10 protein-coding genes, 1 pseudogene and 1 riboswitch are annotated in these 13,154 nt (G+C 72.2%); of the genes and pseudogenes, 2 read left to right on the top strand and 9 right to left on the bottom strand.

The features are described from left to right. Nucleotides 1–6: 6 nt before the first annotated feature. The 4 genes from CGL27_RS03370 to CGL27_RS03355 are packed head-to-tail and all read right to left on the bottom strand — an operon-like array spanning nt 7 to nt 4,165. Nucleotides 7–1,224 (bottom strand): glycosyltransferase 87 family protein, encoded by a 1,218-nt coding sequence (locus CGL27_RS03370; protein ID WP_119984392.1) that lies wholly within the window; start codon nt 1,222–1,224, stop codon nt 7–9. Continuing rightward, complete coding sequence (gene mptB, locus CGL27_RS03365; RefSeq protein WP_276147924.1) at nt 1,221–2,681, bottom strand: polyprenol phosphomannose-dependent alpha 1,6 mannosyltransferase MptB; 1,461 nt, start codon at nt 2,679–2,681, stop codon at nt 1,221–1,223. Before mptB ends, CGL27_RS03370 begins: the two co-directional genes overlap by 4 nt. 48 nt (nt 2,682–2,729) lie before the next feature. Beyond that, nucleotides 2,730–3,971, bottom strand: coding sequence for an FAD-dependent oxidoreductase (locus tag CGL27_RS03360; protein WP_205587611.1), 1,242 nt, complete (start codon nt 3,969–3,971; stop codon nt 2,730–2,732). Further along, on the bottom strand, nt 3,968–4,165 hold the full coding sequence (locus CGL27_RS03355; RefSeq protein WP_078638382.1) for a ferredoxin: 198 nt from the start codon (nt 4,163–4,165) through the stop codon (nt 3,968–3,970). The genes CGL27_RS03360 and CGL27_RS03355 overlap by 4 nt, the downstream gene beginning before the upstream one ends. A gap of 350 nt (nt 4,166–4,515) precedes the next feature. Between CGL27_RS03355 and CGL27_RS03350 the strand changes: the two genes are divergently transcribed. Continuing rightward, nucleotides 4,516–6,462, top strand: coding sequence for an FUSC family protein (locus tag CGL27_RS03350; RefSeq protein ID WP_119984387.1), 1,947 nt, complete (start codon nt 4,516–4,518; stop codon nt 6,460–6,462). Nucleotides 6,463–6,598: 136 nt separating this feature from the next. On the opposite strand, the gene CGL27_RS03345 is transcribed toward CGL27_RS03350, so the two are convergent. Next, nucleotides 6,599–8,092, bottom strand: a complete 1,494-nt coding sequence (locus CGL27_RS03345; RefSeq protein WP_119984386.1) for a DNA-3-methyladenine glycosylase 2 family protein — start codon at nt 8,090–8,092, stop codon at nt 6,599–6,601. A gap of 103 nt (nt 8,093–8,195) precedes the next feature. Further along, nucleotides 8,196–9,176: an ADP-ribosylation family protein gene (locus CGL27_RS03340; RefSeq protein ID WP_162952860.1), complete on the bottom strand. Its 981-nt coding sequence runs from the start codon at nt 9,174–9,176 to the stop codon at nt 8,196–8,198. Nucleotides 9,177–9,596: 420 nt separating this feature from the next. On the opposite strand from CGL27_RS03340, the gene CGL27_RS03335 reads away from it, so the two are divergent. Next, nucleotides 9,597–10,025, top strand: a complete 429-nt coding sequence (locus tag CGL27_RS03335) for a VOC family protein (RefSeq protein ID WP_119984382.1) — start codon at nt 9,597–9,599, stop codon at nt 10,023–10,025. Nucleotides 10,026–10,078: 53 nt separating this feature from the next. On the opposite strand, the pseudogene CGL27_RS03330 reads toward CGL27_RS03335, so the two are convergent. The 3 genes and pseudogenes from CGL27_RS03330 to CGL27_RS03315 form a co-directional block, all read right to left on the bottom strand. Further along, nucleotides 10,079–10,753, bottom strand: a pseudogene (locus tag CGL27_RS03330) (bifunctional 5,10-methylenetetrahydrofolate dehydrogenase/5,10-methenyltetrahydrofolate cyclohydrolase). Between the two features lie 49 nt (nt 10,754–10,802). Next, nucleotides 10,803–10,889: riboswitch (ZMP/ZTP riboswitch) on the bottom strand. A gap of 514 nt (nt 10,890–11,403) precedes the next feature. Then, nucleotides 11,404–12,144, bottom strand: a complete 741-nt coding sequence (locus tag CGL27_RS03320) for a type 1 glutamine amidotransferase domain-containing protein (protein ID WP_119984380.1) — start codon at nt 12,142–12,144, stop codon at nt 11,404–11,406. 83 nt (nt 12,145–12,227) lie between these two features. Continuing rightward, nucleotides 12,228–13,055 carry an endonuclease gene (locus CGL27_RS03315; protein WP_119984378.1) on the bottom strand — a complete coding sequence of 276 codons (828 nt, stop codon included), beginning with the start codon at nt 13,053–13,055 and terminating at the stop codon, nt 12,228–12,230. Nucleotides 13,056–13,154: the final 99 nt, after the last annotated feature.

Here is a 13,154-nt window from a genome sequence, read left to right as displayed (position 1 = left end):
CTCTGGTCATGGGATACGTGCCGGATATGGCTCTTGGCCCAGCATGTTCGCGGAACGCGCGCCGCGCAGCGGGAGCGCGATCAGCAGGCCGAGGCAGATCCACACATAGGCGTTGCTGCCGAGGAAGCCGTCCACCCCGGTGGAGTCGAACCGCCACAGCCACACCACGCTGCTGCAGAGGAGCACGTACACCACCGCACAGACCCGGAGCAGCAGCCTGCGCCGGGCCGGCGGCGCGTCCGGCCGCAGCCCGCTGTCGACGAGCACCGCCAGGGCCGGAATCAGCCACACCAGATGGTGCACCCAGGTGATCGGGCTGACCAGACAGGCGGCGACCCCGGTCAGCGCGAATCCGGCCCGCTCGTCCCCGGCGGCCGCCGCGCGGCGCACCCGGTACGCCCAGACGGCCAGCACGGCGAGTACCCCGAGCCCCCACACCACCCCGCTCGGCGGCACCGGGTCGACCAGCCGGGCCAGCACCCCTTCCCACGACTGGTTGGAGACGTAACTGAGTACACCGATCCGCTTGGTGTCCCACAGCGCCTCGGTCCAGTAGACCCGGGAGGCCCCCGGCGCGACCGCCAGGGCGAGCAGAGTGGCCGCCGCGGCGGTGGCCGTGGCCGTCGCGGCGGCGCGCCACCGCCGGGTGATCAGCAGATAGCCGATGAAGATCGCCGGAGTGAGCTTGATGGCGGCGGCGAGCCCGATACCGCAGCCGGCGAACCGGCCACGCCCCGTGGACAGCAGCCAGGCGTCGAAGAACACCAGCACCAGCAGCAGCAGATTGACCTGCCCGAAGCTGAAGGTGTCCCGCACCGGCTCCAGCAGCGCGAACAGACAGGCCGCCACCACGAAGGCGAACCACTTGTTCCAGCCGTGCCGGCGGACGATCGGCCCGATCAGCCAGGTCAGCAGGGTGGCCGAGGCGGCCACATTGAGCACCATGCTCAGGGTGATCGCGGCCGGCCAGTCGAACAGGGCCATCGGCAGCATGCACAGCGCGGCGAAGGGCGGATAGGTGAAGCCGTAGTCGGCCCCGTCCGCGCCGGGGATGGTGAAGTCGTAGATCCGGCCGTCCCGCAGCCAGTGGCCCACGGCGCCGTAGTAGACGTTCAGGTCGAACCAGTCCCGGTGCAGCGGGACGAAGGCCAGGAAGAGCCCCACCGCCACGGTGAGGGCGAGCGCCAGTACCAGCCGTCCGCGAGGTGTGGTGGGCCCCGTCATGCCGAACGCTCCGATCGGTGGCCGCCGTGGACGGCGGAGAGCGGAGTGCCGGTGGCGAACCCCGGTGCGTGCCGGGCGCACCACAGCGCGCACACCGCCAGCACACCTCCGCACACGGCGAATGTCAGTTGCCGCGAATCCGGTGCGAACCCGTTGGGCAGTACGGCCAGCGTGAGCACCCCGCTCCCGGCCACCACCGCCTTGCGCACCGTTCCGCCCGGCCCGGCCGCCGCGATCACGAACAGCCCCCACAGCACGTACCAGGGCCGGATCGCCGGGCCCAGCACGGCCACCGCTATCAGGCTCAGCCCCAGCGCGTACACGGGCCGGGGGCGGGGTGGACGCAGCCAGGCGACCCCTATGGCCACGGCGGTGGCCAGCAGCCCCAGACCGTGCCACGCGGGGGCGGCCAGCGGAGCCAGACCGCTGCCGACGGCCTCCAGCATGGCGCCGGTGGCGCGGCCGAGGGTGCTGGTGAGCGCCCAGTTGTCCGGTGAGGCCGGGGTGGTGAGCGCCGAGATCCAGCCGTAGCCGGTGCCGGTGACGGCCGTCGCCACTCCGGTGGTGGCCAGGGCCAGCGCCCCGGTGGCCGCCACGGCGCCGACGCGGCGCCTGCGGCCCTCCAGCCGGCGCGCCCACAGCGTGGCCACCGCCAGCAGCCCCAGCGCGGCCGGAGCCTTGACCAGGGCGGCAAGCGTGACCAGCACCGCGCCACAGGCCGGCCATCGGCCCGTCGCGGCCACCAACCCGGCCCCGAGCAGCCCGAGCATCACGGCATCATTGTGCGCCCCGCCCACCAGATGCAGCAGCAGGAGCGGGTTGAGCCCCCCCAGCCACAGGGCGGCGCTCGGGTCGGTGCCGCAGCGGCGGGCCAGGATGGGCAGCGCCAGAACCATCACCGCCACACCGAGCAGCGCGATCAGCCGCAGCCCGATCACCCCGAGGGACGGCTCGGTGCGCGAGGCGTGGGCGACGGCGGATTCGAAGGCCAGCGAGACCGGGCCGTACGGCGTCGGGGTGTGCTGCCACACCGGCGCCACCTGTTCCGCCAGCGGCCCGCCGAGGCGTATGGGGCCGTGGGTGTAGACATCGATGCGGGCGTGCACCATGGCGCCCTGGGCGAGATAGCTGTACACATCCCGGCTGAACAGCGGCGGCCCGGGCAGCAGCGGAGCCGCCCAGACGGTGAGCGTGAGCAGCAGGGAGCGGGGGCCGGGCGGCCGCGGTCCGCGCACCTCGCGCCCCAGCAGCCACCACGCCGCGACCAGCAGCACCAGCCCGAAATAGGTGCTGATCAGCCCGAGCGCCTCTCTCCCGGAGTCAGGGGTGAGGGCATCCCCCACCGGCAGCGCTCCGGCCGCCGCCCCGCCCGCCGCCAGGGCCACTGACCCAGCGAGGCCGAGAAGCCGGCAGTGACCCGGAGCGACGGCGACACCTTGGACGAGAACACGACGCAGCACCCCGCCAGGGTCGCGAGAGCGCATGGCCGGAAATTGACGTCGCGGTCACCGGAGACTGGCCGAGAGGTGTCGGCCGGGCCACACCGCCGACTGTGTGGGCACGATCGATGTCCATGGTGCCCGGTCGACCACGAGTTGACGCAGTTTGCGCAGCTCGCACGGGCTGTTCCAGCCGAGCACCCCGACCACCCGGCCCCGGTGTCCATAGGCCACGACGAAGTGGCCGCCTTCGAGCTCGCCGTGGAGCACGGCGAGTTCGGCCTCCGCGGGGAATATGCCGTACGCCTGGATATGGGCGTCGTACTGGTCGGTCCAGAAGTACGGCACGGGGGCGAACGGTTGGCCCGCGCCGAGCACATTGCGGGCCACGGCCTGGGCCTGTTCCGTCGCGTTCAGCCGGTGTTCCAGCCGCATCCGGCAGCCGAAGTGGTCGTTGTGCCACGAGGCGACATCACCGGCCGCGTAGACACCGGGCGCGGCACGGCAGGTGGGATCGCATTCGATACCGTTGCGCAGCTCCAGTCCGGATCCGGCCAGCCAGCCGACCGCCGGGGCGGCGCCGATGGCGACCACCACGACATCGGCGTCGAGCAGCGTGCCGTCGGTCAGCTCCAGCCCGGTCACCCGGCCGCCGGACTCGAAGAACCGCCGCACCCCGGTGCCGCAGCGCATGGACACGCCGTTCTTCGTGTGCAGCCGCCCGACGAGACCGGCGATCCGGTCGCCGAACTGCCGCCGCATCGGCACCGGCCGGGGGTCGATCATGGTGACGTCCAACCGCATCCTGCGGGCCGCCGCCGCGGCCTCCGAGCCGAGGAAACCCGCGCCGACCACCGCCACCTTCACATCGGGCTTGTGGCGCAGATCGGCGCGCAGCGCGAGGGCGTCGTCGAGGGTGCGCAGCAGATGCACCCCGGCCAGATGGTGGGCGCCGGGCAGGCTGTTGGGGGTCACCCCGGTGGCGATGACCAGGGCGTCGTAGGAGACGCTGTCGCCGCCCTCCAGCACCACCCGGCGGGCGGCGGTGTCCAGACCGGTGGCGGACTTGCCGAACAGCAGTCGTGCGTCGAGGTCGGACAGCTCCTCGTCGGTGCGCAGCTTGATCCGGTCCGGCTCCCAGGTGCCCGCCAGGATCTGCTTGGACAAAGGTGGCCGGTTGTAGGGGGTGTGGGGCTCGTCGCCGATCAGGGTGAGCCTTCCGTCGTATCCCAGGGTGCGCAGCGTGACGGCCGCGGTGAGCCCCGCGACCGAGGCGCCCACGACCACGACGTTCCCCGGTGTGTTCACGCGTCGGCCAGGGCGATGGCCAGGGCGGGGCAGACGGCGGCCGCTTGACGCACGTCGTCGTGCAGTTCCGCCGGTGGGCGCTCGTCGAGGAGGACGGCGACACCGTCCTGGTCCCGCTGGTCGAACACGTCCTGGGCGGCGAGTACGCACTGCCCCGAGGCGACGCATTTGTCCTGATGCAAGGTCACCTGCATGGCGTTCTCCGGCACTGGGGGATCAACGGAAGGCGGTTACCAGACGAATGTTCGGTAACGGGCGGAAGGGAGGCTAGTTCTCCTGCGTACCCAGCACAACACGCTCCGCAAGAAGCTGGCCACGCAGCGAGACATATGAGCCTGGCATGTGCACCCCGGGCAGGCCGTCCGGCCGGACCGGGGGCGCTGTCCAAATCACCAGGTCACACCCGGGTATCCGGGTCGCGGACCGCCGTGGAGCGAGGTGGGGCATCAGCGCCTCACATGGCGGAAATACGCAGGTTACGAAAGTTCCGCATAGCTCACGTACGGTTCGAAGAGGTCCACGATTTCCACCTCACGGAGGATCCTTGCGCACGCGGCCCACACCGCCCGACTGGCTGACGCACCCCCTGCGCGGGGCGCGGGCGCTGCGGGCCCCCATACCCTGGGCGGCGGTGGTCCGCGGAGCCCTCGGCGTGGGACCGGTGGTGGCCGTCGGCGTGGCGTCGGGACATTTGCCCTTCGGGATGCTTGCCGGGCTGGGGGCGATGTTCGCCCATATCAACGACCGCCCGGCCACCCGCGCCACCCGGACGGTGCGCATCGGCCTGCCCGCCCTCGCCGGGACCGTCGGCCTGCTGACCGGGGCCTGGCTGGGCACGCTGGGCCTCGGGATATGGATCGCGCTCGCACTCGCCGCGGTCGGACTGGTCTCCGGCGCGATCAGCGCCATCGGGCCGGTCAGCTCCGCCGCCGGGGTGCAACTGATGGTGCTCGCCGTGGTCGGCGCGGGCATGCCCGTCCCGGTGCCCCCGCCGGTCAAGGCGGGCCTGCTGCTCATCGGCGCCGTATGGGTGATCGCGATGGCCGCGCTGCTGCCACGCGTCATCCCCGCACGCCAGACCGCGCCCTCCGATCAACGGGAAACGGTGGCCGCCGTATACGACGCCCTGGCCGACCTGATGACGGCGGTCGGCACCGACGGCGGCCAGGCCGCCCGGCGCCGGCTGACCGCCGCCTACGACGCCGCGTACGAAGCCCTCTACGCCCACCGGCTCCCCTTCCACCGCCTCGACGAGGAGGAGCGGCGGCTGCGCGACCGGCTGGCGGTGGCCGGAGCACTCAGCGAGGGCGTGCTGACCCTCCTGTGGGAGAGCGAACCGGTACCCGACCGCATCGCGCGCACCCCAGCCCAACTGGCCCGCTCGGTGCGGACCGGACTGCCACCGGGCCGGCTGCCCGCCCCCGTACCCGACACCGCGGGCAACATGGCCATGCACCGGGCCGTGCTGCTCGCCGCCCGGGTCTTCGACGGCGAACCGGCGCCCCCCGTCGGCGCGGTCGTCCCCGGCCACCGGCAGCGGCTGCGCCGCGCGCTCGGCCCGGCGGGCCGGGAGTACGCCGCCCGGGTGGCGCTGTGCGTGGGCGTCAGCACCGTGCTCGCCCAGCAACTGCCGGGCGAGCACTGGTACTGGCTCCCCGCCACCGCCGCCTTCCTGGTCAAGCCCGACATGGGCCCGCTGGTCTCCCGGGCCCTCTCCCGAGCCCTCGGCACCGCCGTGGGCGTGGCCGTCTTCGGTGGGCTCGCCACGCTGTTCAGCCCGGATGCGGGCGCCACCCTCGATGCGGGCGCCCCCGCCATCTGGCCGGTCGTCGTCGCGGCGGTCTGCTCCGCGCTGATCCCCGTCTCCGTACGCCACTTCGCCCTGCAGACCGCCGTGCTCACACCGCTGCTGCTGTCCCTCGTCTACCTAGGCGGCGACACCGACCCCGGGTTCACCCGGCTCACCGACACGCTGCTGGCCTGCGGTGTGGTGCTGGCCGCCGGGGCGCTGCCCGGGCTCGGCGGCCCGCGCGCCCAGGTGTCGGTGCGGCTGTCGCTCGCCGTCCGCGCCACCCGCGACCACCTGGACCGGGTGCTGACCGCCGAAGCGCCGTATGCCACCCGGCTGCGGCTGCGCCGCGAGGCATACCGCGCCCTCGCCGACGCCCGCCGCGCGGTGGAGGTGGCAAGCGCCGAACACCCGCCGTTCGGCCGGGACCTGGCGGCATGGGCGCCGGTGGTCTTCGCACTGGAGGAGATCGTGGACGCGGCCACGGCCTGCGGCGTACGGCTCGATCAGGGCGCCCCGCAGCCCGAGCCCGCCCTCGCGGCCCGGCTGCGGGCCGCGCTGTCCGACCTGGCCGACGCCGTCGCCGCCCGCCGTCCCCCGACGGACCTCGTCCTGCCCGCGGGGGCGGCGGTGGGAGACTGCGCGACCCTCGCCGATGTCACCGCCGGGCTGCGCAGGGTCCGCGACCTGGCGGTGGGCTGAGGCCCCGCACCGGGGCGGCGGATGGCGCGGCGCGCTGCGGTGCCCCCGTCCTGCCCCGCGCACGCGTCACCGCCGCCACCACCACCCACACCGACGCACCGACGACTTGGTGGGCGCGGTTCCGCTCGGGGGGCGCTCACTCGCGCCGGGCCCGCGGGGCGTTCCACAGGTGGTGCATGGCGTACGAGCGCCAGGGCCGCCAGCCCTCGGAGTCCTCCAGATGCGCCCCGGCGCCGCGGGCCCCGGCCAGTACGGCGACATCCGACTCCAACAGCACATCGGGGTCGCTCAGTGCCCGCATCCGGACGTAGCCGGCCGTCCAGGGACCGATGCCACGCAGCCCCAGGAGTTCCTTCTCGGTCCGGTCGCGGTCGGCGCCGGCGTCCAGCCGCACCGTGCCGTCCGCGAGCGCGGTGGCGAGCGTGCGCAGCGTGGCGCGTCGGCTCTCCGGCATGCCGAGCTCCGCGAGCGGTGCCTCGGCCAGGTCCTCCGCGCGCGGGAAGAGATGCGTGAGCCCGCCGTCGGGCCGCGCCAGCGGTTTCCCGTACGCGGCGACCAGCGCATCGCCCAGCACGCGCCCGGCGGCCACCGAGACCTGCTGGCCGAGCACGGCGCGCACGGCGAGTTCATGGGGGTCGGCGGTGCCCGGGGAACGCAGTCCCGGCCGTGCGCCCACCAGGGGCGCGAGCGCGGCGTTGGCGCCGAGGCGCTCGGCGACCGCGTACGGATCGGCGTCCAGGTCGAACAGGCGCCGAATCCGCTGGATGGCGGTGGTCAGATCGCGCAGCTCGGTCAGGCGCAGCCGGCACTCCAGCCAGCCGTCACCGGGCCGTTCGTCGATCTCGACGATGGCGCAGGCGTGCGGCAGCCGCAGGGTGCGGCGGTAGGTCCGGACGCCTGGGGTGCCCACCATCTCCTCCAGGCCGGTGAGGGCGCGCCGGGCGAGATAGTCGAAGACCTGCGTGGTGTCGTACGGGCCGCGGTAGGCGAGCCGCAGCGGCACCCCGGCCGTCCCGCCGTTCGTCCCCAGCACCCCGCCGGTGGCCACCGCGGGCCCGGACAGGGAGGACTTCGCGGGCCGGGCGGCACGCAGCTCGGTGGGGGTGGCGGCGTATATCTCGCGGAGCGTGTCATTGAACTGCCGGACGCTGGAGAACCCGGCCGCGAACGCGATCTCCGAGGCCCGCAGGGCGGTGGTCTGCAGCAGGATCCGCGCGGTGTGGGCGCGCTGCGCGCGGGCGAGCGCGACCGGCCCGGCGCCGAGCTCGGCGGTCAGTTGCCGCTGCACCTGCCGGGCGCTGTAGCCGAGCCGCGCGGCGAGCCCGGCCACTCCCTCCCGGTCCACCACTCCGTCCCCGATCATCCGCATGGCGCGGCCGACGGCGTCCGCCCGCGCGTTCCAGTCGGCGGAGCCGGGCACGGCGTCCGGCCGGCAGCGGCGGCAGGCCCGGAACCCCGCGCCCTGCGCGGCGGCCGAGGTCGGGAAGAACCGGACGTTCTTGCGCCGGGGCGTGGTCGCGGGGCAGCTCGGCCGACAGTAGATCCCCGTCGTGGCGACACCGAAGAAGAACTCGCCGTCGAACCGTGCGTCGCGGCTGCACACCGCCTCGTACCTGCTGTCGTCGCTCATCACACCTCCACTGTGCGCCCTGGCAGGGGAAGCGCGCTGGCGGAAATCGGACATGGCGCTCCCGGCCCCGTGGACGCGGGGGAGAGGCCTGCGTGGGCCGGTGCTAGCGAGGGCCGAGGACGATGACGTTGGGCCGGTCGCGGTGGTCGTGATGGGCTTGGGCGATCCCGGCGAGGGAAGATCGGCCCAGCGCCTGGTAGGCGCCGACGAGCAGCTCATTCGCCAGCGCCTCCCTGGCGGGGTCACCGGCCGACGCCCAGTGCAGATCACGGCCCAGCGCCAGCGCTTGTGCCGGATCCCCGTGCGCGAGGCGCCGCCGGGCGTCCTCCGCGAGCCTGGCTACGCCCGCGGGGTCGTCGAGCAGGGGATACAGGGTCTGGGCGAACCGGTGGGCACCGGGCCCGCGGTGCACCGGCCGCTCCGGTGAGGTCTCACCGGTCACGAGCGCACCGGCACCATCCACGGTGGCGACCCGCGCGGGGTCGGCGGGCGCGGCCACGGCGTCGTAGGCGCGCACATACAAGGCGCCGGTCTCATCGCGGTCGCCGGTCTCCAGCCTGGTGAGCGCCTCGCGCAACAGCTCCAGCCCGTGCCGCCGAGCGGCCATTTGGTCCGCGTCCCCGTCGTCGTCGGCGAGGTCGCGCCAGTGGCGTTCGATCAGCACACGTATCGCCTCCAGCGGCGTCTGCGCGCTGGTATCGATGTCGCCGCCGTCATGGGTGTAGTAGGAGGCGACCGTGTCGCAGGTCGATCCGTCGTCGGACCACAGTCCGTAGTGCAGCCCGTCCGACCCGCCGTGCAGAAAGGTCAGGAACTCCGGCGGATCGCGGTAATAGCGTCCGTGCGCCCGCGCGTCGATCCCCGGCCGGGCTGACAGCCCGGGGTCGTCGAACAGATCGGAGATACCGACCGGCGCCACGTCCATGTCCGCGAGCACCCGCCGCTCGGCCACGCCAAGCCCCTGGAGGAAGACAAAGAACCGCAGGAAGGACTCCGGCAGTTGGAGCCCCCAACCCCGCCGGACGCGCTCCTCCACGGCCGCCCACCGCTCCCCGTCCTGCCGTACCCGCTGCTCATCACCCATGGGCCATTCCTCGCTCATCCCCCGAGTCCCCGAGTCCCGTGTGGTCCACGGAATCGAAATCGGAGGCTAGCGGACCGTCGACACGAGGGGCGACGCGGCCGGGGGCGAGCGATGCGGGCGGGGTGGCATGCGGGGGCGGACAGCGTGGCGTTCGGACATACGCTCGGCTCAACGAGTGCCCGCGCCCCGTGTCACGGCCCTGCGCCACCGCCAACTGCCCCTGGGGCAGGACGGGCGGGCGCTGCTAGAGTCGGCAAGGTGACTGCCGGGTCGGCCATGGGCCACGCACGAGTGAGGCGCCCGGCCTCGGCGTGAGCCCGAGGCGGGCCAGAGGCCCGCCCTTTCCTCCGTGTCATTCCCCCCGGCGCCCGTACGTGGCGCCTGTTCCAGCGGATTCCACGATACGGAGACACACCACAGATGCCCCACCCAACGCAGCCCCAACACGGCTCCGAGCCCCAGGCCACCGTCGTCCAGTTGAATCACACCGCCGTCTACGCCTACGACCGGCAGCTGTCCGCCGAGTTCATCGCCGCGATTCTGGGGGTGGAGGTCGGCGCCCCGTTCGGCCCGTTTCTGCCCATCGACCTCGGCAACGGCGTAACGCTCGACTACTACGAGAAGCGCGACGAGCCCATACAGCCGCAGCACTACGCGTTCCTCGTGCCCGACGAGCAGTTCGACGCCATGATCGCCCGCCTGGAAGCGGTCGGCGTCACCTACTACGCCGACCCCGGCCACACCGACCCCGGCCGGATCAACCGTCTCTTCGGCGGCCGTGGCGCGTACTTCGACGATCCCGATGGCCACAACATGGAGATCATCACCCGGCCCTATATCCGTCCCTAGCCACGGGGGGAGTCGGCCACCGGTGGCGCGCCCGAAAGGGCGCCCCGCCGGGGCTACACCCGTGCGGCGCGTGTGTCGGCCAGGACCGTCTGCTGCCGGGCAGCGTCCACGGTCTGCGCCAGCAGGACGGCGATGGTCATGGGCCCCACCCCGCCCGGCACCGGGGTGATCAGCCGTACACGCTCACCTGCGGAAACGAAGTCGACGTCGCCAATATTGCCGGGGTTGTATCCGCGTCGATCACCACAGCACCCGGCTTGATGTCCTCGCCATGGATGAGCCGGGGCCGGCCCACCGCCGCCACGACCACATCCGCTTCTCGGTGCACCGCATGCGGATCGGCGGTCCTGGAGTGGCAATACGTCACCGTCGCGTCCCGGCCCAGCAAGAGCATCCCCACGGGCTGGCCCAGGATCGGGCTACGGCCCACCACGACAGCGCGTCGGCCCGCGAGCTCGACGCGGTACTCGTCCAGGAGGCGCATGATCCCGCCAGGAGTGCACGAGACGAAACCCGGCAGCCCGAGACTCATGGCCCCGAAGCAGCTCATGGTGACGCCCCGCCTTCGCGCAACGGGCGCGCTTCATACGGACATACGTGGCCGAGGCCGGATCCTCACCCACCAACACCGTTGCCAGACAAGGGGTGATTCCCGTACGCCGCGCGATCTCCGAAGCCTGGCCCGCCGCTTCAGCCACGATGCGCCGGGCAAGGCCGGCGCCGTCCATGAGCTGGGCCGTCTGTGTCGAGGACAAGGTCGCCTCCCAGGCGTTACCGACCACTCGCCCAGGCGCACGGCATCGACCCGATCGTCAGACCGCTCCCCGGTGGTGCTCCACCTCGGCGCCAGTCACGGCCCGGACGTCACTGTATGGCATTCCGGACGACCTTTGTTGCGTGTTTTTCTGCCGTTTCCCTCGCCGCCGCACACCGAGCGTTTCCATGAGTACGAGTGAATGACACCCTTGGCCTGCGCATGATCCGGAGGCCCCTAGACTATCTCGCAATCCTCACGTTGATCGGAGCACGACATGCGTCGCCTTGCCCTTGCCCTCCTGGCATGTTCAGCACTCACACTCGCCGGGTGCGCGCAGGACTTTGACCGGGGTCCTGATGGGACAGTCTCGGACAAGGTCAAGGACGGGAAGAAGTTCTACTTGGTCGTCGATCCGGCCAAGGGCGGCGATGAGAAGAAGTTCCGGGTCAGCAAGTACGACTACCACGACTGCAACCGGGGCTCGAAGTACCCCAAGTGTGTTGATGACTAAGGGCTGTTGAGTCTGAGCCCGGGTGGACGGCCAGGGTGGCCGGGGTGGCCACCCCGGCCGACGTGTGAATCGGCACGCGCGGCCTGACCAACTTCCTGCTCTCCGGTCGTTCAGGTGAGCATCTCGGCGAAGCGCCGCGCGAAGAGGTAGGCGTCGCCGGGCCAGCGGGCGGAAAGGTATCGGCTGTCCTGGACGACGAAGGCGGGGGTGTCGTCGGTGGCCGTGCCGCGGCGCCGTAGCTCGACGGGTCCGCGTTCGAACTGGGCGGGGTCGTTCAGGGCGGCGACGACCTCGTCCTGGACGTAGGCCGGATAGGTGCGGTAGTAGCGGCCGCGGCGCCAGGCCGTGAGGTAGTAGGCGGTCCGCTCCATGTACGCGGGCAGGCAGGTGGTGCGCCGGTCGGCGAGGAGGCTGCGGCCGGTGGCCGGGTCGCTGGTGCGGGCCAGGGTGAGGACGCCGTGGCAGATGGCGCCGACCGGGCGGTCCAGCCGCCAGAATTCCGCGATCTTCTCGCGCAGGACATCGGAGCCGAGGTACTGGCGCATCCCCGGGGCGTGGCCGCCGGGCAGGATCAGCCCGTCGTACACCTCGGGCTTGAGGTCCGCCCATGCGAGGGGGCGGCGGAAGGCGGTCGCCTCGGTGAGCTGCTGGTAGAACTCCTTGGGCTCGGGCTCCGCGCCGAGTTGCCCGAAGAGCACTCCGGTGATCAGCAGCGGATCGGCGGCCGGCGGGCCGTCGCCATGTTCGGTGGCGATCACCACCTCATGGCCGAGGTCGGTCAGGAGCTTCCAGGGCACGGCCACCTCGGTGACGTCGAAGTCCCGGTCGGGCAGCGGCAAGAGAATACGCACGGGGACTGCCTACCACGAGAGCCACGGCCGACGCCCCCGCCCCGGCACATGCGCCGGGGCGGGGGCGTCGGCGGAGCCGCGGGTTACTTCCAGATGGAGTCGACCCATTCGGGGTGGTCGATGAACGGGTTCCGGTTGTGCTGGAAGCTGTCGTAGATGACCTGGTTGCGGTTCTTCTCGAAGGCGTCGGGCGGGTCCTCGGCGCTCCACTCCTTCAGTACGGACAGGCGGCCGATATGGGGCGCGGAGCCGTTGTCGACGTTGTCGTTGGGCTCGAGGTCGGCGAAGCCGTCGTCTCCGTCGTAGCGGACGGCCATGTAGAGGATCATCCGGGCGACATCGCCCTTGACCTGGTCACGGGGTTCGAAGGAGTCGTCGTCGGTGCGGTTGCCGGGGGCGTCGGGCACGTCCTGGCCGCCGTTGTCGAAGTCCTTGTTGCCGCGGATGCTGTTCACCGTGACGTTTTCGGGGCGCAGGTGGTGCAGGTCGGTGCCGGGCCCGGTGGCCGTGCCGAAGTCGCCGTGCGACTTCGCCCAGACGTGCTCGCGGTTCCAGTCGTCTGGGTTGCCGCCGTTCGCGTCCTTGGCCTGGGAGCGGCCGCTGTAGAGGAGTATGACGTTCGACGGGTTGTCCGGGTCCTCGTCCGTGGACTGCAGCGCGTCCCAGACCTCGTCGTAGGACACCTTGGTCTGGTCGCTGATGATCGTGTGCAGCGCGGCCTTCAGCTCCGGGCCGTTCTTGCCCATCGCGTCCTGGTAGTAGTCGTCCAGCGCCTGCACGGCCGTGGGCCGGTTGGTGTCGGTCGCGGCCGGTGTGTCGGCGGCGGCGACCGAAGGGGCGGCGATACCGGCCACGGCCACTACGGCCAGCAGAGGGAGGCGCCGTGATCGGCGCGGGCGATGAGTGGACATGATGTGGGGGGTGTCCTCTCTTAGATGTACCCGGACCGCCAACCGGCGCCGCGAGTACGGATGTTCAAGGCACAAGCTCTGGGAGATTCCCATGCGCGA

Source organism: Streptomyces sp. 11-1-2 (assembly GCF_003595545.1).
Lineage (GTDB): Bacteria > Actinomycetota > Actinomycetes > Streptomycetales > Streptomycetaceae > Streptomyces > Streptomyces hygroscopicus_B.
This window is presented reverse-complemented; position numbering and strand designations above follow the sequence as displayed.

Coding starts and splice junctions, on each gene's coding strand:
- CGL27_RS03335 (WP_119984382.1), top strand. CDS start 9,597: ATGCCCCACCCAACGCAGCCCCAACACGGCTCCGAGCCCCAGGCCACC.
- CGL27_RS03345 (WP_119984386.1), bottom strand. CDS start 8,092: ATGAGCGACGACAGCAGGTACGAGGCGGTGTGCAGCCGCGACGCACGG.
- CGL27_RS03340 (WP_162952860.1), bottom strand. CDS start 9,176: ATGGGTGATGAGCAGCGGGTACGGCAGGACGGGGAGCGGTGGGCGGCC.
- CGL27_RS03315 (WP_119984378.1), bottom strand. CDS start 13,055: ATGTCCACTCATCGCCCGCGCCGATCACGGCGCCTCCCTCTGCTGGCC.
- CGL27_RS03370 (WP_119984392.1), bottom strand. CDS start 1,224: ATGACGGGGCCCACCACACCTCGCGGACGGCTGGTACTGGCGCTCGCC.
- CGL27_RS03355 (WP_078638382.1), bottom strand. CDS start 4,165: ATGCAGGTGACCTTGCATCAGGACAAATGCGTCGCCTCGGGGCAGTGC.